Raw genomic sequence first — 22,089 nt, 5'->3', positions numbered from 1 at the left:
CCTACTACCATGAAAAATATAATATGCATTTTCTCCCTTATGGTTATCGCTATTGCGGGTAATGCGCAATCGCCGGTTTCAATAAGCAGAAAAGTAGCTACCCTGCCTGCTGCTTTTGAAAAACCTAACGATAAAACCAATGTATTTGACGATGGAAAGAAAACAGCGCTTCCATGGATAGTATTTTCTGACCGGGAAGAGAACTTCACCACCACAGCACCAGGAGGTTCTTTGGTAATGAAAAAGCTAAAGTTTATGGAGCCGTTTTATGTAAGTGAATCTCGTAACGGGTATATTAAACTCATTAAATACCAGGCCGGAATGGTGCAGGGTCGCAAGCTAACTAACAAGAAAGCCGCTCAAAGTTACGGTTGGATAAGCAGGAACAAAGTATTGCTTTGGCAGTCTGCCTATGTAAATCCATCAAGTGGTTATCCTCAAAAGGCGGTTGCAATTATTTCAGGTTCCAATGCACTTAGCAATCCTGATCTATACTATGACCGCAACGACTCTGTTTATGTATACAATACTCCCGAGTTAGAGCACAAGAAAACAAAAGTAGCCCTCAATCAGCTGCTTTATATTTATAAGAGATCGCCGGATGCAAAAACACTTTTAATAGGATCCAATCCGCAATTGGTGCCTGATAGTGCAACACAAGGCGTTTTTGGTTGGGTGCCCTCAGATGCTGTACACGGATGGGGAGACAGGCTTTACATCGGTTCGGCCAAAATGTTTGATACAGATGCTGATGATTCTGTAGCTGCTGTTATAAATCAATCTTTACAATTTCAGCCACCTGCAACTAACAGTAAATTTACCTTTGATCCTTTGATAGATGCGGATCAACCAGTGCTTCGCACGATACCGGTAATTGATTATGGTGATGATGCTAACCTGAAACTGGGCGTAGCAACTGATGTGTACGATAAATCGAATAACAGCATCATCAACATTAAAGGCGGGCACATTAGCTATAAACAATATCTGGCTATCCGCAAGGGTATCCGTAAAATAAACGTGGTATTTGTTGTTGATGGTGGTTCTTCAATGCGCAATTATTTTCCGGGCATCACCAGTTCTATCAAGTCTTTTGAGAATGTTTTTGATACTTATAACCGGGGTCGTAAAATAAACTATGGTGTTGCCGTATACCGCAATCAAACCAATTGCTCAACAGGCGGTGTAGAACGCCAGGATTTTAACACAGATTACCGTAAAGTGGTTGATTTCCTCGAAAAGCAATCGCAGATAACTAACCGTTGCGTACCTGCAGCAAACAGCCAGCCTGTGTTTGATGGTTTACGCAGCGCCCTTGGGATGTTTGCAAGCCATAAAAACGAGACCAATCTGGTTGTTCTTATCGGCAGTACTGGTAACGCTAACGCTGAAGCAAATGTAATCTCCGATCTGTCTTCGGACATAGCAACGGCTGATGCGCGCATATTGGCCATACAGGTTTATGCCGATTATAATGCAATATATAACGACTTTGTTATCCAATCGCGTAAGCTGGTTTCTGAGTCTGCCGCTACATCTGCAGATCGTAAAAAAAGCCGGATGGTGGTTGGCGAAGGTTTAAGCAATACCCAGCAGTTTAACGTATCGTTATCAGATTCAATTTCTTTTTACCTCGACTTCCCGAAGAACAGTTTGATACAGGGCGCAGTGGTATTTCCACCTAAAGGTACCGTTAAAACCAACCTGGCAATGGAGGCATCCCTTAAACGGTTCATGACCGAAACACAGGCCGATATTAAAACACAGACACGATCATTAGATAGCGTATTCAGATTAACAGGAAGGGAACATAGGTATGTGACACCTGTGGTGATGTCGCAGGTGAATACGCCGTCTGCAACCTTGGGCGACGATATGCCACACAATGGGTTCAAATATTTTATCGCTGCCAATGCGCCGTCAACCATGGTAAACAGCCACCCGGGCAAATTGCAGTATCTGATCATCCTAAACGAAGATGAATATAAGCAGATGAATGATGTGCTATCTATGATGATAGGCGAAAACCTTGAACAGGATGCAAGCAATTTCCGCAGTAAGTTACGCCGTAATTATATTGATATCATCAACAAGAATATGGGCTTAAAAATGAGCAGCGGTGATATAAAAAAAATGCGCTTATCGGATTATTTGCGAAAAGCTACCGGCTTAGTAATGCCGCCTGCAAAGCAATTAGGCAACTATACAGTTGGTAACCTAAGTAGCACCAGCGATATGCCACAACCGCAGTTTGAAGCTTATTTAAATTACCTTATAAAATGCCGAAATGTCATTAAACAGCAGGCATTGGTACAGCAGCGCTTTACTTCTAACGGTAAAACATATTATTACATCACACAGGATAACTGGCAGCAATAATAAAGCACATGAGCATACTTAATTTAAGTGAATCAGTCAAAACCGCTGTTAGGGTGGCACAGTCTCTTGCCAAAGAATATCACCATAAGGAATTTGGCCCGGCACATCTGTTAAAAGGTTTATTGCACCAGGAAGTGGGTTTAAAAAACTTCCTGAGCTCGATAGGTAAAGACGCTGCTTACATTGGCGATTGGGCAGATGTGCGCATCGAAGATTATCCGCAGGCTATCAACGTTCCCGATGAAATGCTCGGTAACGATGCTGTAAAGGCAGTTTTTGAAGAAGCGGACAACGTACGCGTAAAATTGGGCCTCGATGCAATCACACCGGTTTGCATATTGGTTGCTTTGGCCAAACCCAATGTTGGCTTTGATGCAGGGCAGCTTAAATCCTTTCCTATTAAGGAGAAAGAGATACTTGATGTATATATACAAGATGAGAGTGTACAGCAAGCGGTGGCGCCATCATTGGCCGATAATACATCGGTCGAAAGCCCTAAAAGTGGAAATGCCTTGTTAAAATACTGTATTGACCGCACCGATCTTGCTCGCCAGGGAAAGGTAGACCCTATTATTGGCCGCGATAAAGAAACGCGAATGATAATGGAGATCCTTAGCCGCCGCACAAAACCTAATGTAATTATCACCGGTGATGCAGGCGTAGGCAAAACAGCGCTGGTTGATGGTTTTGCCTTGGATATAATTAACAATAAAGTACCACAGTCACTGCAGAATGTTAACCTTTTGGAGCTTGATTTGGGTTCGCTAATTGCAGGTGCATCATACAAAGGCGAGATTGAAGACAGGCTGAAAAACATACTTCGTGAGTTAAAGCAGCAGGAAAAAGCTATTTTATTTATTGATGAGATACATACGTTATTGGATAATAAAGGCCCAATTGGGGGCGGCGTGGGTAATCTTTTGAAACCCGAACTGGCGCGTGGCGAGATCACGGTGATAGGTGCAACCACCATGGACGAGTATCGCAAGATAATAGAACCAGAACAAGCTTTTAGCCGCCGGTTTGAAGTATTGCAGGTAGCCGAACCGGATATAGACACCGCCATAAAAATGCTGGAAAAATTGGTGCCTTATTACGAGGAACACCACCACCTTAAAATAGATAACGATGCTGTTAAAGACTGCGTACGTTTGGCAAAGCGTTACATGAAAGATCGTCGCTTGCCAGATTCGGCATTTGACCTCATGGACCGCACTATGGCCGCCATCAGGTTGATGAACGATACCTCAGATATGACATTATTGGAGTTGAACGAAAAGCTTGAAGGGTTAAGGGCGGATGAAGCATCAAGAGTGGCCGATTATAAATGGTTGTATAATTTGATGCAAAACAAAACCAGTGCAGTGTTATTAGGAAAGCTTGAAGATGAGGCGCAGGTTAGCACGTTTGAAACCATTGAGGAATATGCCACTTATTTCGGCAAGAACCTGCCATCGCTCAGTGAGTTTGCTAAAGACAAAACCAGCACTGTAAACAAATACGACATTGCCGCGGTAGTATCACACAAAACGGGTATCCCCATAGGTAAGATACAGGCGCAGGAAAAGGAACGCTTGCTAAATATGGAGAGCTTCTTAAAAAAACGGGTGGTTGGCCAGGACCAGGCTTTAAAAGCCGTATCAGATGCCATACTGGAATCGCGAAGTGGCTTAAACAAAAAAGGGCAGCCCATTGGCTCATTCTTTTTACTTGGGCCAACGGGTACAGGTAAAACGGAGCTTGCAAAGTCCATTGCCGACTTTTTATTCAATGATGAGAAAGCCATGATCCGCTTTGATATGTCGGAATTTAAGGAAGAACATTCTGCTGCGCTGCTTTACGGTGCGCCGCCGGGCTATGTTGGATATGAAGAAGGCGGTTTACTGGTAAATAAGATAAGGCAGCAGCCGTATGCGGTTTTACTATTTGACGAGATAGAAAAGGCACACCCGTCGGTATTTGATATCTTTTTACAGATATTAGACGAGGGCCATATTCATGATCGCCTGGGTAAAGAAGGTGATTTTTCAAACGCGCTTGTGTTGTTTACATCCAATATCGGCAGCGAATGGGTGGCAGATCAGTTAACAAAAGGCAATATGCCAACATCGGCTCAGTTAATGGAGATCATGGGTGGGCACTTTAGACCGGAGTTTTTGGCAAGGTTATCAGAGATAGTTCCGTTTGCACCGATATCCGAAGATAACGTGGTCCGTATTTTTGATATTCAACTAAAGAGCCTCATAGAATCGCTTGATAAAATGGGTATTAGCTTTGAAATCAGCGATGAGGCTAAGAGTATGCTGGCGCTCGGTGGTTTTACTCCTAAGTATGGCGCAAGGCAGTTATCAGGAGTTATCCGCAATCGCCTGCGCAGGCCTATATCACGTTACCTTATTTCGGGCGAGTTAAAGAAAGATCAGACCATTAAGATCGGAAAAAATGCAGAAAGTGATGAACTGACCTGGTCAATTAGCTAATTGCTAACAGGTTAATGCCCCGGAGTAGTAAAACATTTTAAACAAAATTAAGTTATAGTCAATATATTAATGTTACACCTCACACCTTTATTATATGTTTAACTACGAAATTGGAGGGAACGAAGTAAAAGTAGATACCTCAGAAGCGTTTGGTGAGATAGCTCCCAATAAAACTTTATTCATTCAAAAACTTACTGATAACGAGCCGCTGCGCCCCGAGAAGGTAGAAGGACTAACCACTGTAGAAGCTGTTTTTGAGCATTATAAGCCAAATGTTAATTTGAATTTGAACCGCCAGGATGGCTCTGCCATTACAGAAAATATCAAATTTAACACCCTTGGCGACTTTAGCCCAAAACGCATTGTACAACAAAGCAGTTACTTGCGTAAGTTGAATATTGAGCGAGAGATGTACATGAATATCATCAAACAGCTTAAAACAAATAAAACGCTAAAAACCACGCTTGATAACGAAGAAACACGGGCCGCTTTTGTTAGCGCGCTGAAAAACTTTGTAAAGGAGCTTGAACAATAATATTTTCCCCCAATAACCTTAACGCTACACACCTATGGCAACACCTAATGAGCAGGCCGTAAATAATACATCAGCCGAGCAGGCTTTTAAACCTGCAGAACGCCCAGCCGCCGCCAAAGAGCTTTCGTTACAAGAGAGCCTTGATAAGCTTTCAAGAGTAGGTGGTTTTGATCTTTTGGAAACCACTATTGATGGTTTGCAAAACCTTAACCCTGAGCGCAAAGCGCGTAAACAAATATTTTTAACCGACGACGAGAAAAAACAGGAGCGCGAAGAACTTAAACTTAAACTGAGCCAATGGATAACGGCGCTTGAAGAAGGCACTTCTGTTGGTGAAATGGTTGAAAAAAGTAACGAGAAACTGCAACTTGCCGAAGAGAACCTTAACAGCAACATAAAAGAAGCGCTTGAAACTACCAAAGAGCTGGAGCAATCTTATCGCTCTATGCACTTATTCTACAAAAACACTGAAGCCGATAAGCTGAAGAACGTAGTAGTAATGAATGCCAGCCTTGACCAGTTGAAAGAGCTGGATAACCCACGCTTTATTGAGTATGTAGGTAACGAGCTTAAGCAGAATTACGATAGGTTAGACCTTCGTAAAAACTACTCTATAATGGTAGTCCCTGGCTATTTGGGATCGAATAAGGTGGTGGAAAGATGGTCTAAGATTGCTTTCGACAACAAAGTGATGCTGGTTACCGATTTCGCCGACCTTGACCAGCCGGATGATGTGGTTGACCTGTTCACTGCAGCTAACCTAACCGGTGGCGATGCCTTTAAATCAAACACCATCATGACGTGTAACTGGATGGTAGGCCGTGATAAAGTAGCCGAAGTTGGCGAAGAAGATAACCTGTATGTACCGGGCTCCGCTGCATTAGCGGGTAAAATGTACCGTACCTTAATGTCGCAGGTTACGGCCGGTAAAAAACATGGTGCGGTAAACGAAGTTGATGGTGTACGCTTTGATCTGAAGAAAAGCGAGATATCACACCTAGAGCGCATTGGCTTGGTGCCCATGGTTAACGAGTATGGTAAGGTAATGGCATTTTCGGCTAAAACTTTATTCAACGGCGATAACATCGGCTTGCAAACTTACTCGGTAGTGCGTGTATTTGATTATATCACTAAAGTATTGTTTGACTTTTTGAACCGCCGTGCATTTGAGAACTGGAACTCAAAAACTGAACAGGACCTGCGCAGCCAGATCGTTAAGTTCCTGGATAACATTCAAGGTCCCGACAGGTTGATAGAACGCTTTAAGATCCTTAGGTTTGAACGCGATGAGGTACAAAAAGACCGCATCCATTTGGATATCAACATTACCCCTTACTTCCCGGCTAAAAGCTTTGTAGTTAAGCTGGATGGCCACAAGGGCGATGATGGCAACACAAGTTGGGAAACTGATTATAACCAACAGTAAAATATATATGTGGCCGGCTGCAAAGCCGGCCTTTTTGTTGTTTTAAGTTTAAGTCTATCTGTCTTTATTGTTAATTTCAGTTACTTTTGCTACTGTTAAACCATGAAACAGGTAGTAATAGTAAACGCAGACATTAACAAGACAGATACCACCAACGCCCTGATAGAAGCCTATCGTGAAGGCGCTGAAAGCGCATCTGCTAATGTTAAGGTTATAGCTATCGCCGACTTAAAGTTTAACCCCAACAAGCCGCTGATAGGGCGTAAAACAGACCTGGAGCCTGATCTTGCAGATGCCATGATGAAATTGAAATGGGCAAGCCATGTTATCATATTTTGCCCGGTTTATAAAACATCTATCAACTTTAAAATAAAAGGCTTTTTTGACCGTATTTTTCTTCCGGATCAGGTGTTTGTGGTTAACCAGGGGAACTTTAATAACGATTTTAGGGGCAGAAGTGCACGTATTGTATCCATACTTGACGAAGAAGCGTGGGCCGATTGGCAGGTAAATCAAAAGCCAACCTATCTGTCCATTAAAAAAAATGTTTTGGAACGTTGCCGCATACATCCGGTACACACCAGCACTATTGGCCATTTATACTCTCTTGAGAACGAGTACACGCAAAAGTGGCTAAAGAAATTATTTAACTTTGGCGCAAAAACCATATAAATAACCCCTCTTCAAAAAATAAATAGTTTCGCAAAAACAATACTTTGCCTGTTTTGTAGTTAATTATAAGAGTGCCGGTGGTCGGTACTATTCATTAACCTTTAAAATTTATCGTTATGGCTTTCAAAGCAAGATTAAATTTTTCGGGCAAAGAGTACGATGTGCTTAATTGCTCGTATGCCCTTAACCGTGATGTTGACTCTAAAGGACGCCCGTCCTCAGGTGTATATGGCGGAACAATCGACATTGAAGTTGAATCTACTGAAGACACCTCTGTTGTCGAATCAATGGTGAACAACCAGTACAAGCCTTTAGCCGGTACTTTGTTGATCAAAAAATCCGAAGAGGATGCTAAAATGAAAGAACTGACTTTTGAAGACGGCTACATTGTAAAGTATTCTGAAGGGTTAGACATTACAGGAGAAACTCCTATGAGCTACAAATTCACAATTTCGGCCCGTAAACTAAAATTAGGCAGTGCCGAGCACGTGAACGACTGGCCGGGCGTTAGGGCTTAAGTAGCGCTAAAATCAATTGTAAGAGTAAGGTTACTACCAAGCTCTAATTATTTTACTTAAAAATTTACTAAAATGGCTTTCAAAGCAAGAATTAATATCGGCTCAAAAGAGTTTGACGTTTTGCAGTGCAGTTATGCGCTGAGCAGAGATGTTGACGCAAAAGGACGTCCGTCATCAGGTGTTTACGGCGGTACTATCCAGGTTGAAGTTGAATCAACTGAAGATACTTCAGTAATTGAGTCAATGGTTAATAACCAGTATAAGCCGCTTAGTGGCACCATTACCTTCAAAAAATCAGAAGAAGATGCCAAAATGAAAGAGTTAAGCTTTCAGGACGGTTATATCATCCAATATAATGAAGGCTTATCAATAGTTGGTAATGCACCAATGTCGCTAAGCTTTGTTATCTCGGCCCGAACCTTGAAAATAGGTAATGCTGAGCATGAAAATGATTGGCCTAAATAGGCTATTACGAAATCAGCCTTTCGTATAAAATTGTACAGAGGAGATATGAAGTTTATCTCCTCTTTTTTTTCCAATTAGTTCTTTATTTTTTATGCAGAAAAAGAAAAGAATAATCAAGCCGGCAGCAAAAACCACTAAGAAGAAAAAAATATCCGTAACGCCGACGGCTATGGAGTACATTGATCTTTTTAACAAGTGTGAGATAAAGAAGGAGAAGATTGCGGAGGTTGATAAAGTAATTGATGACAAAATAGTACCTAACCGTAATAGGTACGAGCAGATATCAAATTTAGTGCGCGGCGGTGGTTCAAACACTTTATTGTTTGGTAGCGCACCATTATTTCAGCAGCCCAACCCATTTTATAAGCAATTTGGGGATTTAGACCGTTTGATATCGACTGATAGCCTTATAACTATCAATGCTACACTTACTGCTCCTTCCTTTAAGTTGAACAACGGCAATGGATTTGATTTTTTTCAAGGAAAATTTACTGAGACCAATAACAGCAAATTCGGCCTAAACCGGGATCTTTTTCAAACCGGCTTTTTTAACAGTTCTTCAGTGCCATGGTATTTTTTAGCCTGCGTACACTATATGGAATGCAGCTTTAGCTTTAAGAAGCATTTGCATAATGGCGACCCACTAACCGGTTACACTGTACACGTGCCGGCCCACCGCCCTAAAGTTGGCCATCCACCGCCGTTTACGTTTGAAGAAAGCGCTGTTGACGCTATAAAACTGATGAAGTACGATCAGGTAACCAATTGGAGCCTGCCCTTTATTTTACTAAAACTCGAAGGATATAATGGTTTCGGTTATAATCGTAAAGGGGTTAAGTCGCCTTATTTGTGGAGTTTCTCAAATCATTATATAAAAGGTAAGTACGTGGCAGATGGGAAATTTGATGCCGACGCTGTTTCATCACAAATGGGGGCGGCAGTTATCCTTAAACGGATGGAAGACCGTGCACTTATTAGTATTCCAAGAAACTAATCATGCAGTTGAAGTTACACATCAGATCAATAGCCGCAGTAATTATACTGCTGGTTTTTTACGGATGCCAAAGCCAGCCAGCGGGTGCAACTTCGCAGGTTGTTAAGCCTTTAGTAAAGATTGACAGTGATACAAGTTATCCAAAACATGCGCCCTTAACTGATGAAAAATTGTTCCGGATTTTTATAAGCAAGTTTAAAAATGCTGTGAAAACTCATAACAAAGCACAATTGCAGGCATTATTCCATTTTCCTTTACAAACCAGCCCGCAGTGGTCAAACGAAGATTTAAAGAATAGTGCTATTGATTATAATTCAGGCTTAATTTCGGCAACTGAGTTTTCCGTTTACTACCCGGATATTTTTACAAAAGATGCCGTTAAGCTTGTTGGAGCCAGTGGAGAAGATGACCTTTCTGAAATAGACAACACTACTACTGAAGATTATTATAAAAAACTGATGCCGCTTACTGACAAAGGGAGCACACTATATGAACTGGAGAAGCAATACACCCAGAATAACGGGCAAGAAACTTCTTTTGGTTTTGTATTTGGTAAGATAAAGGGGGCTTACAAAGTTTTAAGTTATTACAGGCCCTGGCCGTTAAAAGACTAAACCTAAGCATATTAATATGGAAACAAAGATCAAGGTAGATATAAGCATTGAGGGTACGCCGATAACGCACTTCTCATCATTTAACCTGGAGCAGCGGTTTAATGAGCACCAATCATTTCAGTTGCGATTTAACCATGACCAGGTTGAAAACAGCAACAAGATCACGCTCGAAAAATCTAAAGACTTTATAGGTAAGAACTTAACGGTACAATTTGGCCGCGGCGAAAATACGGAACACCAATTTACCGGTAAAATTACGCGTGTTGAAATTGCACAAAGTCATGGATTCCAGGGAGACATTGTAATAAGTGGCTACAGCCCAACGATTTTGATTGATAGAGGGCCTGATCTTGGCTCATACTTAAACAAGGATCTTAAGACTATAGTACAAAAAGCCACTGAAGATGCCCCGCAGAATGATCTTAATTTAAATATTAGCCCGGCGTATACATCTCCTATTGACTATATTATACAATACCGGGAGAGCGATTTTGATTTCATAAACAGGCTGTCAGCAGAATATCATGAGTGGTTTTACTACGACGGTGTAAAACTCAATTTTGGTAAGCCATCAAAACTTGATGAGGTGCCTTTGATCTACGGCCGCGACCTGCATAGCCTGCAATACGGGTTACAGATAGCGCCTCTTAAATATCAAAAGTTTGCTTATCATTCTCTTGAAGACAAAGTGCTAAGTTCCAAACCGTCAGAATCAAGTGGCAGTAATCCCGATCTGTCACATGTTATATCTGCGTCAAATCAGGTTTACAGCAAGCAGTATAATGAGCCGATAGATGTACGGGTAAGCAACCAAAAAGAGATTGATACCTTCGTTAATGATGAACACAAAGCTATTGTATCCGAGTTGCTTAACATCATGGGGAATGGGGATAACCCGCAAGTTAAATTGGGTTGTGTAGTAAACATCAGTACCAGTATGCGCGCTGATACCGGTTTCCAGGTGCAGGACTTCGGCAAATTTTTGGTAACAGCCGTTTACCATCAGTTAGATGGTGTGGGCCACTATCAAAATACTTTTGAAGGCGTATCTGCAGATAGCGAGAAGTTGCCTGTGCGCCATGCCGAAAAGCCACTGGCTGATATGCAATTGGCGATGGTGCTTGATAATAATGATCCAAAAAAACAAGGACGAATTAAAGTTCAGTTTAAATGGCAGTGTACCTCTAATGATCCTACTGAATGGCTAAGGGTTATGAGCCCTAACGCGGGGCATGGTGATACAGGAAAAAACCGCGGCTTCCTGGTTGTGCCCGAAGTTGGCGACCAGGTAGTTGTTGCTTTTGAAGAAGGGAATATCGCACGCCCTATTATTATGGGCAGTGTATATCACAGCAACAACGTAGACAGTGGAGGCTTTAGCAACAGTAACATTAAAGGCATGACATCGCGCCGGGGCAGTCATTTGCAGTTTGATGATGCTGCGCATGCGTTGTCGCTTGCAACATCTTTGGCAAATATGATTCATGTAGACGAACCTGCCGGTTCACTGACAGGTTCTGCGGCAAATACCGTTACATTACAGTCTGCAGCTCCGGCAAATGGAGCAGCCGCAGATAATAGTTTGATAATCAGTAGCCAAAAAGGGTCAGTTGATATTGTGGCCAAAGAAACCGTTAGTATCACCACAGGCAAAAGTTCAATCAAGCTCTACAAAGACGGAAAGATTGAACTTACTGGACTCAATATTATCATTACTGGTACTGAAAGTGTACAGATTAACGGCGGCACAATTACGGCAAAAGCGGATAAAGAACAAAAACTTGTGGGTAAGCCAGTAAACATAAATTAATAGATGAGTAATTTTAAGTTTTTTGATAGAGGCAGCTCTTCGATAGCAGAACCCAGAAAATCGTCAAATGTAGAGTCAATAGAAACCGTTCAATTTGGAGATAAACGGGCCAGATACCGCGCGGATCAGCAAGTTATAACAAAGCATAGTGGTAATGTAGCAAGTCATGGGACCCTAAAGCATGAATACTTGCTTGAATTGAAGAAAGTAAACAAGGATTTTGATGCCAAAATCACTATAACTGATGCTTACGGCTCGTATGAACCTGAGATGATGACCGACTTGTTGCAGTTGGGCCTAATGATAGACTCTGTTAGACACGAACAGCTCTTCAAACTTGACGGGAACGGGAAACCAATAGAGTTACTAAATAAAAATGAAATGATTAGCAACTGGATGGTACTTAAAACCATGCAGTTAAAAGAAGATAAATTGTTACCTCAATTAGACGAGGAAGAGCGAAAACAGGTGTTAAAAGAAATAAACAGTTATTGCGATACTATTTTCTCTGAGCAATATCCCATGCTTGATGAGCTTTACAAAAATTTATTTCATTTTACTGTTTTTGATAGGTACCTAGTAAGCAAGGATCTCAATGGGAAAGACGGAGATACAACTAAGTTTTTTTCAGGGATGTTTAACCTGCCCCTTACTTTGCAGTTTGTTTATGAGAACTACGAGGACAAAAACGATACCTATATTTTTGAAAAAAACAGCAAGTTATTATACGCTGATTATAACACGATCATAGATATTTATGAAAAGCAGTACCAGCCAGTACTACATTATTCCTACACAGATTACGACTATGTCATAAATTCAAGGGTTGAAGTTGATAAGGACTCTAACTTAATTACTCAGGCTTATGTTACTATCAAAGAATCAGTAAAGAATAACATAGAGAGTACAATTATTTATAATTTAAGAAAGGTTGAATTATGAGTAAAGGATATATAGACGAAGGTACCTGCTTGGTTTGTAGTAACATGACCTCTGGTTCTCCAAATACAGCAGTTGCTATAGACGACAAACTTGATGTTATACATGCGAAACCAAATAAGCGGCTACTCAGACACGTTGATTCGAAGGTTAAAAAGGATTTTGTTTGCAAAAAACCGTTTTCATCGTTTCTCGGCTTTGCGGGATTTTTGATAGGCTTCGGAGCCGGCTTTGCTGCGTTAGGCGGCGCGGCTGCTATGGCTACATTAATGGGGCCAGTTGGCTGGGCACTATTGGCCTTGGCTATTGTGGCGATTGCTTTGATCGCCGCATTTGCAAAAGCGCATAACATGTGTAATTCAGCGTTAAAAGGACAGCTATGGACGGTGTTTCATAAACAAGTAAATTTTAAAGGCAAGTCGGCAATTTACCAGGATTCGATATTGAACTGTCCGCAAGGGGGCGTTATACGCGCAGTTCCAGATCCGGCAATGGCAGCCGAAGCAGCAAAAGCAATAGCTTTTGATAGCATGAAAAATATTGGGCTTAAAACATTGTCACAAACCGTGTATGGCTTTGTTGCTGGTGCTTTCTCAGCAAAAACAGGGGGATTAGGCACTAATGCTGCTGGAGCCTCTACATTAAATTTTGGCGCGTTAGCAAGTACTTTAGGTTTTAGCGGTGCAGGATACTACATTGGAGAGGTAACCAATACACATGGCGGAGCAGCTGCCGGAACGGGCGCAGCAGTGACCGTTCAGCCATTCGTTGATGAATTAGCAGATGGAGTAACTTGGGGAACAATTGGAAGCAGGCTGAATGCTTGGTGGGCGTTTAGGCCAGGAATATCTCAAATGCCTATTGTCGCTTTTTTCAGAGGAATTCGCCCCGGAACTGTATTGAGTCGATCTGTTTATTGGTATAGATTTAACCCCAATTTTGTTAAAGGTTTGGGAATCGGCATAGCCACTTATTTAAGTGATGCATTTATTATTGATCCAATAAACAATTCGATTGAGGATGATGCCAAGGACAAGGCTACCAGTTCGTCAGCAAAAAGTAGCAGTGGTACGGATGTGGTTACTTCTCAAATTTAAGTTATGTCGCAGAAAAATCCATTTTCTTTCGGTTGGGGCATTCTGATAGCTCCATTTTTGGTATTTGGCATTTTTGTATTGTTTGCACCATCTGTACCCTCTGAAAACGCAATCGTAGCCTATCAAAAAGATAGTAAGGAAATGATATTACCGGTAAGTAAGCCCGTTTACCAAAAGGGCGGATCATGGGCAGAACATTTGGTAAAAGGTGATGACGCTAAGTTTTATCATACTGTCCGATATTACCTCAATTTTAAACATAATAGGTATAAATCTTATGCGGTGTTTTATTCAAATGAATACAGTAAATATTTTGTTATAGAAAGCTATGACAATACCCTGCAAAATCTTTTAAATTATGAATTGGTAAAAGATTTGCCTTGTATGGTTAATCAGCAAGAATTGACTGATGCGGCCTACGGGTCTTTGAAGCAACCTGTTCCCATATTATGGATAACTAAAGGTTATGACCTTACCGATCCTGCCAATGCCAGGCTTTATAAGCAAAACGTGGGTGAGTATCTGCGTTTCTATAAAAACAGAAAAACGTTTGATAAAGGTGCTTGTGCAGTTTGTGCATATTAGAAAACATACCACGGAATCACATCTAAACTTATTTGGCCTCATTCGGCTTAAACGTAATTCATTTAGATGGTTCGAAATTAACTCTTTTTGACACAATGGTTAAACAGCATAACAAGTCGCGTTCTTCTGATTCATCGCATTAAATGGCAGATTTCAGGTAGTGGCATTAAAGTTATATCTTAAAATATACTGATATCAAAAGGGCCAACTTGTTCAAATTGACAAAACCAACAAACCAATTAAATAAGTATAGGGTAACCGATAGGTAAAGCCCCAATGAAGCCGAATAACTGGTAATCCATTATTTTAAAGGTCGAATGACGGTGTTCTGGTACAAAACATAATTAAACTTATTCCCCTACGGGCTACTAATAACGCCGGTTTCTTACAAGAGATCGGCGTTTTTTGTTGATGGTGCGCGTAAAAGGTAAAATTTTGGTGAAACTGAATGACACGGAAACATACTGAAATAAGACTTTAAAAAAGTCCGGAATTCCCTCATCAAACAACTCGTCTCCACAACTTTGCAGCAAAAGCTTCTCTTAAATATAATGTTAAAACCAAATTTACCTGTCATCAAAATGGGTAAATTTTTTCATTAACATTAAAAAAAAAAAAAGTAAAAAGATTATCGAATTAAATATTGAAGTTAATGTAGATGTAAAGTATAAATTTTACGAAGATGTCGTCTCTTATTTTCAGGGATTTTGGTCGCTGATTAAAGCCTTTTTAACATCATTGTTATGCTGGTTGTTTTTAGAGCAAGTTATTTATTCGGCGAAATGGTTTATAAATACTAATCTTATTAACCAAATAAACTTCAAAACTCTTTTTAAAACTTAACAAAAAGTTAACCTCTCATTTCCTGATACAATTTTAATGTAGATTAAATTTGCGCCGGTTATGGAACTGATTGCATCTGATACGCCCCCATTTAATATTGAGAAGTTTGAAGAGGTGTTTAAAGCGCATTATGCTGCCCTTTTCAGATACGTGAGATCGATTGTGAAAGATGACGACCAGGCGAAAGATGTTCTGTCTGACATGTTTCTCAACCTTTGGTTGCAAAAGGACAAACTCCATATCCAAAATATAAAAGCATATCTCTTCCGTTCTGCGCGTAACGCTGCACTCAAAGCGCTGAATACAAATAACACAGATGCACTAACAGAAGAATGCTGGGATATTTCTGAAGAATCTTTTAATCCGCTGGAAAGAATTGTTGCCAAAGAAGCCATCAAAGCAGTTGAGCAAATAATGAACGAGCTACCACCGTTACGTAAAGAGATCATTCACCTTCGCTTGTGCGGCCTAAAGAATCACGAGATTGCAAAGGCGCTTGATATCAGTGAGAAAAAGGTAGAATACAATATGCGCGAGGCCATTGAACAACTAAGCTTTTACCTTAACAACCGCAATTTTGACAAAGCTACGATTGCTGGTGGCCTGTTAGCTATTAACATAATCTTCACACTTCTTTAACAATTTCTTTTGGTGGGCTACCGATGATTTTTACTCTTTAATAGAAAGCATCAATAGCATAAACTGAAAGATATGTCTACTAACAGAAGAGACTTTATAAAAGCGCTCGGCCTATCCGGCGTAGCGTTAACCGCGCCAGCGATTGCCGGTGCAGATACGCAGATATTACCTGATGAAAGTACTGATATCACCAACCTTACGCTTAAAGGTAAGGTGCAAAGCAACGGACAAGGCATCAGCGGGGTACCTGTAACTGATGGTATCAATATTACACTTACCGATAAAAATGGCAATTACAGCTTGCTGAGTAACAAAACCGTGCAGTTTGTTTATATCACCATCCCTTCAGGCTATGCCATACCGCATAACAAAGGGATTGCGCAGTTTTACAAAGCAGTTGACATCAAACAGACTGCTTTTACAGCAAACTTCCAGTTAGAACGCCTGGAGCGGGACGACAAAGAACATGTGTTTGTGGTTTGGGCCGATCCGCAGATCATCTCTAAAAAAGATGGCGAAGCTTTAATAAACCGTTCGGCACCTGACCTGCGCGATCTTGCTGCAAACTATCCTGCCGGAACATTGATACATGCCATTGGCTGTGGCGACCTTGTTTGGGACCATTTTGAGTTATATGACGATTATCGGCAGGCGGTAAATATTACGGGTGTTCCGTTTTTCAACATCATAGGTAACCATGATATGGATTTGGATGCCCGAAGCGATGATTACTCGGCATCTACCTTCAAGAAAAACTTCGGCCCTACATACTACTCATTTAACCGCGGTAAGGTCCATTACATCATGATGAATGATGTGTTCTTCATCGGTACGGCAAAGCGCTATATCGGTTATTTCACCGAACAGCAGTTGCAATGGCTGGAGCAGGATCTTAAACATGTATCTCACGGCAGTACCATTATCGTATCATCTCACATTCCAACTAATACTGGTGTTAAGCGTCGTGCTAATCTTAAAGAGGATGAGTTAGGTGGCGTAGTATCTAACCGTGAGCAATTGTACAAGATACTTGCACAGTATAAAGTGCATATCATGTCGGGCCACACACACATGAACGAGAAATGGGAAGAGGGGAACATCATGGAACACGTACATGGCACAGTATGCGGTGCCTGGTGGACGGGCCCTATCTGCAGCGATGGCACTCCGGAAGGTTATGCTGTTTACGAAATAAAGGGCAGCGACGTAAGCTGGTTCTATAAATCGACTGGTAAACCTAAAGATTACCAATTAAAGATATATCCGAAAGGTTTCCTTAAAACAGCACCTGATGAAGTTTTAGCCAATGTTTGGAACTGGGACAAGCAATGGAAAATCGAATGGTTTGAGGATGGTATAGCAAAAGGCATTATGGAACAACGCACGGATTTTGACCCATGGACGGTAGAACTTTACGCAGGTCCGCAACTGCCTAAAAAGCATAAATGGGTTGATCCTACCTTAACCGATCACCTTTTCTTCGCAAAGCCATCGGCTGGGGCAAAAGCTATTAAGGTTGTAGCTACCGACAGGTTTGGCAAACAATACTCGCAAGAGATCCAACTATAATTTTTTCTACTTCATGTGTAGGGTTGCCTGTAATGGGCGGCCCTTTTTTTTCAGGTGGCTCTTAACAATTTATTCATAAACGCTTAACTATTTCTTTTGGTGAAAGCAGCGCATCCGCAACTCTTAATATAAAAGATCGCCGGATGAATTGGGAACTATTGATACGCTACCTCAACAACGAAACCACAGTGCATGAAAATGCAACCGTGCAAGCCTGGTTAAACGAGCGGAGCGAAAATAAGCTGATACTTAAGCAGCTGCAACACAAGCAAACGCAATTATCAGAGCCGGTGAAAGAGGATGTGGTGCAGGCGGAGTGGACAAAACTTGTAGAAAGGATATTTGAACAGCCTGTCGCTAAAACGCGCAGCATTAACAAATTATACACTTTCACCGGCATAGCAGCCACCGTGTTGCTGGCCTGCTTCATGGGCTGGTTTGCCATGAATAACAAAGGTGCCAAAGCGGCGGCCCCCGTGTTGGTAAAATCTATATCCGAACGGCGTGAAGTTATCCTGCCGGATAGCTCTAAGGTTTTTATGGCGCCGAACTCTAACCTTGAAATAAGCAGCGATTTCAATGTTCAAAGCAGACAAGTAAAACTTACCGGCGAAGCTTTTTTTGATGTGAAGCATAACGCAAAAAAACCATTCATCATCACTACGGCAAATCAAACAAAGCTTAATGTACTGGGCACATCGTTCAACGTGTATAGCCGGGCAGGATTGGCAGAAGAAGTAAAAGTTGCTGCCGGTTTAGTTGGTGTGGTATCAGATAACCAGACAACTTTCTTAAAAGCCGGTGAACAGTTATCACAAGATGTTATTAAACACGATAACGTTAAAAGCCGCACAGATATGCGCGATGCGCAGAGCCTGCTGAACGGCACACTGTACTTCAGTAAAAGCAGCATTAACCAGGTAGCGGATAAGCTGGAGCGCTACTATAACATCAACGTACAGGTTGCCCCATCAGCAGCTAAACGAGCTGCATTTACAGGAGAAATGAAAGACTACGGCATCACTAAAGTGCTTGATGGTATCAGCTTCGCTACGGGTACCAAATACAAATTCATCAATCCGCAAACAATCCTATTATTCTAACTAAACACATATGTATCGTAAATTTTTACTTAAAGTGTGGCTCGGGTTACTTGTCACGGGTATAACGGTGGTTTCTGCGCTTGCGCAAAATACTAAGCTTACCTTCCCGGGGAAGCAAGTGACCATTTCTTCAATGATCGACCGGTTGCAAACTGTGTACAAGCTCAAAGTATCTTACGATGCCGAGCTTAACACTTCAAAAACGATCAAACTGTCATCAACTACCTTAAGCCTGCAAGATTTGCTCAGCGAGGTTGAGAAGCAGGCAGGTGTAAGCGTTAAAAACATGGGTAGTAACCTCATCATTAGATCGCTTGATGTAGTTAATGTTAACGGTACGGTTTACTCGGCAGATGACAACTTACCGTTACCGGGCGTAACCATTACCGGCGCTGGTAAACAGGTACTGGGTATTTCAAATGTTAACGGAAACTTCAATATCAAAGTGACCAGCGGCAGTAACATTACATTTAGTGCGGTTGGCTTTCAGCAGCAGGTGATGGCTTTTACAAAGTTTACTAAAGACGCCAAAGTATCAATGCCGGTTGCCAGTAACGCCCTTAACGAGGTTGTGGTAACGGCCCTTGGCATTAAGCGCGAGGAAAAGGCTTTGGGCTATGCGGTAACAAAGGTAAAAGGCGAGCAGCTAACACAAGCTTTATCAAACAACTGGACTGACGCCTTATCGGGCAAAGTAGCCGGTTTAGACCTCATACGTTCAAACGGAGGGCCGGGCGGATCAAACAAGATCATATTGCGTGGTGAGAGCAATCTTACAGGTGAGAACGATGCTTTGATAGTTGTTGATGGTGTTGTGATAAACCACGGTAGTGGCCGCCGTACGGCCAGTGGCAGCAATGCATACCTCGACTCAGAATCGCCGGTTGACTTTGGCAGCGGCTTAAATGATATTAATCCCGAGGACATTGAAGATGTAACCGTACTAAAAGGCCCCGGTGCCGCGGCACTTTATGGCCAACGCGGTGCAAACGGTGCCATTATTATAACGACCAAACATGGCCGTATCCGCAAAGGTATTGGGGTAACCATCAATTCTAACACAGCGTTTGAGCAAATATCGCGTTGGCCGGATTATCAGTATGAGTACGGACAGGGATCGGGCGGTGAAAGTTACTATTCATTTGGTGCAACAGCAGATGGTGCCAGCACGCGCAGTACAAGCTCTGCCTGGGGGCCAAAGTTTGATGGACAGTCATTCTATCAATACGACCCGGCAACCCATACCGGCGGGACAACACGTACACCATGGATTGCTTACCCCAACGCTCGTAAAAACTTTTTTGAGACCGGTAAAACGTTCACCAACAGCGTAACGCTCGATGGCGGTACAGACAAAACATCAGTGCGTTTCTCGGCAACTAATTTGCACAATACCTGGATCATTCCAAACACAGGTTATGACAGAAAATCGATTGCGCTATCGGCAGATCAAAAGGTGTCAAATAAACTTCAGATCTCGGCTAAGGTAAATTATACCAACAAAAGCAGTGATAACCTGCCATCAACCGGCTATAATAACCAGTCGTTGATGTACTGGAATATGTTCTGGGTGCCTAACGGTAATCTGGATTGGCTAAAGGATTACTGGCTTCCGGGCAAAGAAAATATCAACCAAAGCTACCCTTTCAGCAGTTTTCCGGATAATCCGTACCTGATCGTAAATCAAATGCTCAACAAATCAAACCGTAACGATCTGATCGGGAACATTCAGGCTACTTATAACTTTACAAAGGACTTTAGCCTGATGGTGCGTACGGCGTTAACATCCTCGGTTGATAAGCGCTCGCAACAAAGGCCTTATGACACTGAGAAATTCCGCAAAGGGATGTATCGCACGCAAGACATTACATCGCAAGAGGTAAATAACGATTTCTTGCTGCGCTACAATAAAAAGATAACAAAAGATTTTACAGCATCAATATCGGCAGGTGGTAGTATGTTGTACAACCGTTATGACCGTACCGAACTGCGTGCGGACTCGTTACTTTTTCCCGGGGTGTTCAATCTGGCTAACCGCGCCGGCGTACTGGTTGCTATACCGACCTTAGGCAAGTACAAAATAAACAGCTTTTATGGTTTGGCAACCTTTGGTTATAAGGACTACCTGTTTATGGATGTAACCGCCCGAAATGACTGGACATCCGTACTTGCAACGCCAACCTCAACCAATAACTCATCTTTCTTTTATCCATCGGTAAACGTAAGTGGTGTGCTGTCTGAGATCCTAAGGCTTCCGAAAGCTATCTCATTTGCTAAAGTAAGGGCATCATATGCAAGTGTAGGCAGTGGTTTACAGGAACCATATCTAACATCCTTCAGCTACACATCAAACCCAATATTTCCGGGCGGTTTGGCTAACCCAATCATGGTAGCTAATCCCAACCTTGTAGCACTGCGTACCAATAGCATTGAGTTAGGTCTTGATGTGAGATTGTTTGATAATCGTTTAGGCCTTGATGTCGCCTTGTATAAAAGCAATACCAATAACCAGATATTGCACAACAGTATATCATGGGAGTCCGGTTACGATGAGGCGATCATAAACGCTGGCGAAGTACAAAATAAAGGTATAGAGATACAAGCCAATGGCGCACCTATAAAAAGCAAAAGCGGCTTCAACTGGAATGTTACTTACACGTTCTCATCTAACCAGAACAAAGTACTATCGTTAACCAACGGTCTGCCATTGATATTGCAAAGTGGCCCTGCCAACCGCGGCTCGTTAAGCGCCAAGGCAGGTGGTAACATGAATGCTTTGTACGGACGCGGATACGAACGCGCACCGGATGGGCAGATCATTTATCAAAACGGTTATCCGCAGCTTACCGATAGTGTTAAATACATTGGCAGCGCCACACCAAAATGGCGAATGAGCATTGGCAACCAATTCAGATACAGGCAATTTAGCGCAAGCTTTTTGTTCGACGGGCAATACGGTGCAGTTGGCTATTCATTAACGTCAGCCATACTTGCAGAGCAGGGCAAAACTAAAAACACTTTACCTGGCCGCTACAACGGTATCATTGGTAACGGTGTGGTACGCAATGCTGATGGAACACTTAGTAAAAACACCACCATTGCAGAAAACGTAGTGACCTACTACAACGCGCACTATGGCCGTGATAACGTGGAAGGCGCAACATATTCAACAGATTACATAAAGCTGCGCGAGGCGAGGTTTGATTACACGTTATCGCCCAAGCTTACCAGCAAACTGGGCTTGCAAAGAGCTACGGTGGGCGTTTACGGCCGCGACCTTTTTGTGATAACCAAATGGCCGGCATTTGACCCTGAATTTGGCACCCTGACCGACAACGGCATTGCACGTGGTTTCGAGCTTGGCCAGTTCCCTTCTACCCGTACCTATGGCTTTAACCTGACTGTTGCCTTTTAATCATTA

Annotated in this window: 17 protein-coding genes; all 17 read left to right on the top strand. The window is 42.1% G+C overall.

What is annotated here, in order from left to right; all coding sequences use genetic code 11:
• Nucleotides 1-9: 9 nt before the first annotated feature.
• The 17 genes from tssR (at nt 10) to INP83_RS00280 (ending at nt 22,083) form a co-directional block, all read left to right on the top strand.
• Nucleotides 10-2,379 carry a type VI secretion system protein TssR domain-containing protein gene (gene tssR, locus INP83_RS00360; RefSeq protein ID WP_219125862.1) on the top strand — a complete coding sequence of 790 codons (2,370 nt, stop codon included), beginning with the start codon at nt 10-12 and terminating at the stop codon, nt 2,377-2,379.
• Nucleotides 2,380-2,387: 8 nt separating this feature from the next.
• Nucleotides 2,388-4,859, top strand: a complete 2,472-nt coding sequence (locus INP83_RS00355) for an ATP-dependent Clp protease ATP-binding subunit (protein WP_219125861.1) — start codon at nt 2,388-2,390, stop codon at nt 4,857-4,859.
• Between the two features lie 94 nt (nt 4,860-4,953).
• Nucleotides 4,954-5,394: a type VI secretion system contractile sheath small subunit gene (locus INP83_RS00350; RefSeq protein WP_219125860.1), complete on the top strand. Its 441-nt coding sequence runs from the start codon at nt 4,954-4,956 to the stop codon at nt 5,392-5,394.
• Nucleotides 5,395-5,428: 34 nt separating this feature from the next.
• Complete coding sequence (locus tag INP83_RS00345) at nt 5,429-6,820, top strand: DUF5458 family protein (RefSeq protein ID WP_219125859.1); 1,392 nt, start codon at nt 5,429-5,431, stop codon at nt 6,818-6,820.
• 102 nt (nt 6,821-6,922) lie between these two features.
• Entirely contained in the window at nt 6,923-7,492 is a 570-nt protein-coding gene (locus tag INP83_RS00340; RefSeq protein WP_219125858.1) for an NAD(P)H-dependent oxidoreductase, read from the top strand.
• Nucleotides 7,493-7,608: 116 nt separating this feature from the next.
• Nucleotides 7,609-8,010 carry a type VI secretion system tube protein TssD gene (tssD, locus tag INP83_RS00335; RefSeq protein WP_219125857.1) on the top strand — a complete coding sequence of 134 codons (402 nt, stop codon included), beginning with the start codon at nt 7,609-7,611 and terminating at the stop codon, nt 8,008-8,010.
• Between the two features lie 72 nt (nt 8,011-8,082).
• A complete protein-coding gene (tssD, locus tag INP83_RS00330) occupies nt 8,083-8,475 on the top strand; it encodes a type VI secretion system tube protein TssD (RefSeq protein WP_219125856.1) in 393 nt (130 codons plus the stop codon).
• 91 nt (nt 8,476-8,566) lie between these two features.
• The gene (locus tag INP83_RS00325; protein ID WP_219125855.1) at nt 8,567-9,469 is read left to right on the top strand and encodes a hypothetical protein; all 903 of its coding nucleotides are present in this window, start codon (nt 8,567-8,569) and stop codon (nt 9,467-9,469) included.
• A gap of 2 nt (nt 9,470-9,471) precedes the next feature.
• Nucleotides 9,472-10,083, top strand: coding sequence for a hypothetical protein (locus INP83_RS00320; RefSeq protein WP_219125854.1), 612 nt, complete (start codon nt 9,472-9,474; stop codon nt 10,081-10,083).
• A gap of 16 nt (nt 10,084-10,099) precedes the next feature.
• Complete coding sequence (locus INP83_RS00315; RefSeq protein ID WP_219125853.1) at nt 10,100-11,893, top strand: type VI secretion system Vgr family protein; 1,794 nt, start codon at nt 10,100-10,102, stop codon at nt 11,891-11,893.
• 3 nt (nt 11,894-11,896) lie between these two features.
• Nucleotides 11,897-12,835 carry a hypothetical protein gene (locus INP83_RS00310; protein ID WP_219125852.1) on the top strand — a complete coding sequence of 313 codons (939 nt, stop codon included), beginning with the start codon at nt 11,897-11,899 and terminating at the stop codon, nt 12,833-12,835.
• A complete protein-coding gene (locus tag INP83_RS00305; protein WP_219125851.1) occupies nt 12,832-13,929 on the top strand; it encodes a hypothetical protein in 1,098 nt (365 codons plus the stop codon). Before INP83_RS00310 ends, INP83_RS00305 begins: the two co-directional genes overlap by 4 nt.
• Nucleotides 13,930-13,932: 3 nt before the next feature.
• Nucleotides 13,933-14,514 (top strand): hypothetical protein, encoded by a 582-nt coding sequence (locus INP83_RS00300; protein ID WP_219125850.1) that lies wholly within the window; start codon nt 13,933-13,935, stop codon nt 14,512-14,514.
• 903 nt (nt 14,515-15,417) lie between these two features.
• Complete coding sequence (locus INP83_RS00295; protein WP_219125849.1) at nt 15,418-15,996, top strand: RNA polymerase sigma factor; 579 nt, start codon at nt 15,418-15,420, stop codon at nt 15,994-15,996.
• 72 nt (nt 15,997-16,068) lie between these two features.
• On the top strand, nt 16,069-17,565 hold the full coding sequence (locus tag INP83_RS00290; RefSeq protein ID WP_219125848.1) for a calcineurin-like phosphoesterase family protein: 1,497 nt from the start codon (nt 16,069-16,071) through the stop codon (nt 17,563-17,565).
• A gap of 143 nt (nt 17,566-17,708) precedes the next feature.
• Complete coding sequence (locus INP83_RS00285) at nt 17,709-18,668, top strand: FecR family protein (protein WP_219125847.1); 960 nt, start codon at nt 17,709-17,711, stop codon at nt 18,666-18,668.
• Between the two features lie 10 nt (nt 18,669-18,678).
• Nucleotides 18,679-22,083: a SusC/RagA family TonB-linked outer membrane protein gene (locus tag INP83_RS00280; protein ID WP_255563212.1), complete on the top strand. Its 3,405-nt coding sequence runs from the start codon at nt 18,679-18,681 to the stop codon at nt 22,081-22,083.
• The last annotated feature ends 6 nt before the right edge of the window (nt 22,084-22,089 follow it).

This window comes from Mucilaginibacter sp. 21P, assembly GCF_019331605.1.
GTDB lineage: Bacteria > Bacteroidota > Bacteroidia > Sphingobacteriales > Sphingobacteriaceae > Mucilaginibacter > Mucilaginibacter achroorhodeus.
Note: the sequence above shows the minus strand (reverse complement) of the source record. Positions and strands in the feature narration are given on the sequence as shown.

What these genes read in the sequence shown, in the direction of transcription:
- tssR (WP_219125862.1), top strand. Translation starts at nt 10, where the DNA reads ATGAAAAATATAATATGCATTTTCTCCCTTATGGTTATCGCTATTGCG.
- INP83_RS00355 (WP_219125861.1), top strand. Translation starts at nt 2,388, where the DNA reads ATGAGCATACTTAATTTAAGTGAATCAGTCAAAACCGCTGTTAGGGTG.
- INP83_RS00350 (WP_219125860.1), top strand. Translation starts at nt 4,954, where the DNA reads ATGTTTAACTACGAAATTGGAGGGAACGAAGTAAAAGTAGATACCTCA.
- INP83_RS00345 (WP_219125859.1), top strand. Translation starts at nt 5,429, where the DNA reads ATGGCAACACCTAATGAGCAGGCCGTAAATAATACATCAGCCGAGCAG.
- INP83_RS00340 (WP_219125858.1), top strand. Translation starts at nt 6,923, where the DNA reads ATGAAACAGGTAGTAATAGTAAACGCAGACATTAACAAGACAGATACC.
- tssD (WP_219125857.1), top strand. Translation starts at nt 7,609, where the DNA reads ATGGCTTTCAAAGCAAGATTAAATTTTTCGGGCAAAGAGTACGATGTG.
- tssD (WP_219125856.1), top strand. Translation starts at nt 8,083, where the DNA reads ATGGCTTTCAAAGCAAGAATTAATATCGGCTCAAAAGAGTTTGACGTT.
- INP83_RS00325 (WP_219125855.1), top strand. Translation starts at nt 8,567, where the DNA reads ATGCAGAAAAAGAAAAGAATAATCAAGCCGGCAGCAAAAACCACTAAG.
- INP83_RS00320 (WP_219125854.1), top strand. Translation starts at nt 9,472, where the DNA reads ATGCAGTTGAAGTTACACATCAGATCAATAGCCGCAGTAATTATACTG.
- INP83_RS00315 (WP_219125853.1), top strand. Translation starts at nt 10,100, where the DNA reads ATGGAAACAAAGATCAAGGTAGATATAAGCATTGAGGGTACGCCGATA.
- INP83_RS00310 (WP_219125852.1), top strand. Translation starts at nt 11,897, where the DNA reads ATGAGTAATTTTAAGTTTTTTGATAGAGGCAGCTCTTCGATAGCAGAA.
- INP83_RS00305 (WP_219125851.1), top strand. Translation starts at nt 12,832, where the DNA reads ATGAGTAAAGGATATATAGACGAAGGTACCTGCTTGGTTTGTAGTAAC.
- INP83_RS00300 (WP_219125850.1), top strand. Translation starts at nt 13,933, where the DNA reads ATGTCGCAGAAAAATCCATTTTCTTTCGGTTGGGGCATTCTGATAGCT.
- INP83_RS00295 (WP_219125849.1), top strand. Translation starts at nt 15,418, where the DNA reads ATGGAACTGATTGCATCTGATACGCCCCCATTTAATATTGAGAAGTTT.
- INP83_RS00290 (WP_219125848.1), top strand. Translation starts at nt 16,069, where the DNA reads ATGTCTACTAACAGAAGAGACTTTATAAAAGCGCTCGGCCTATCCGGC.
- INP83_RS00285 (WP_219125847.1), top strand. Translation starts at nt 17,709, where the DNA reads ATGAATTGGGAACTATTGATACGCTACCTCAACAACGAAACCACAGTG.
- INP83_RS00280 (WP_255563212.1), top strand. Translation starts at nt 18,679, where the DNA reads ATGTATCGTAAATTTTTACTTAAAGTGTGGCTCGGGTTACTTGTCACG.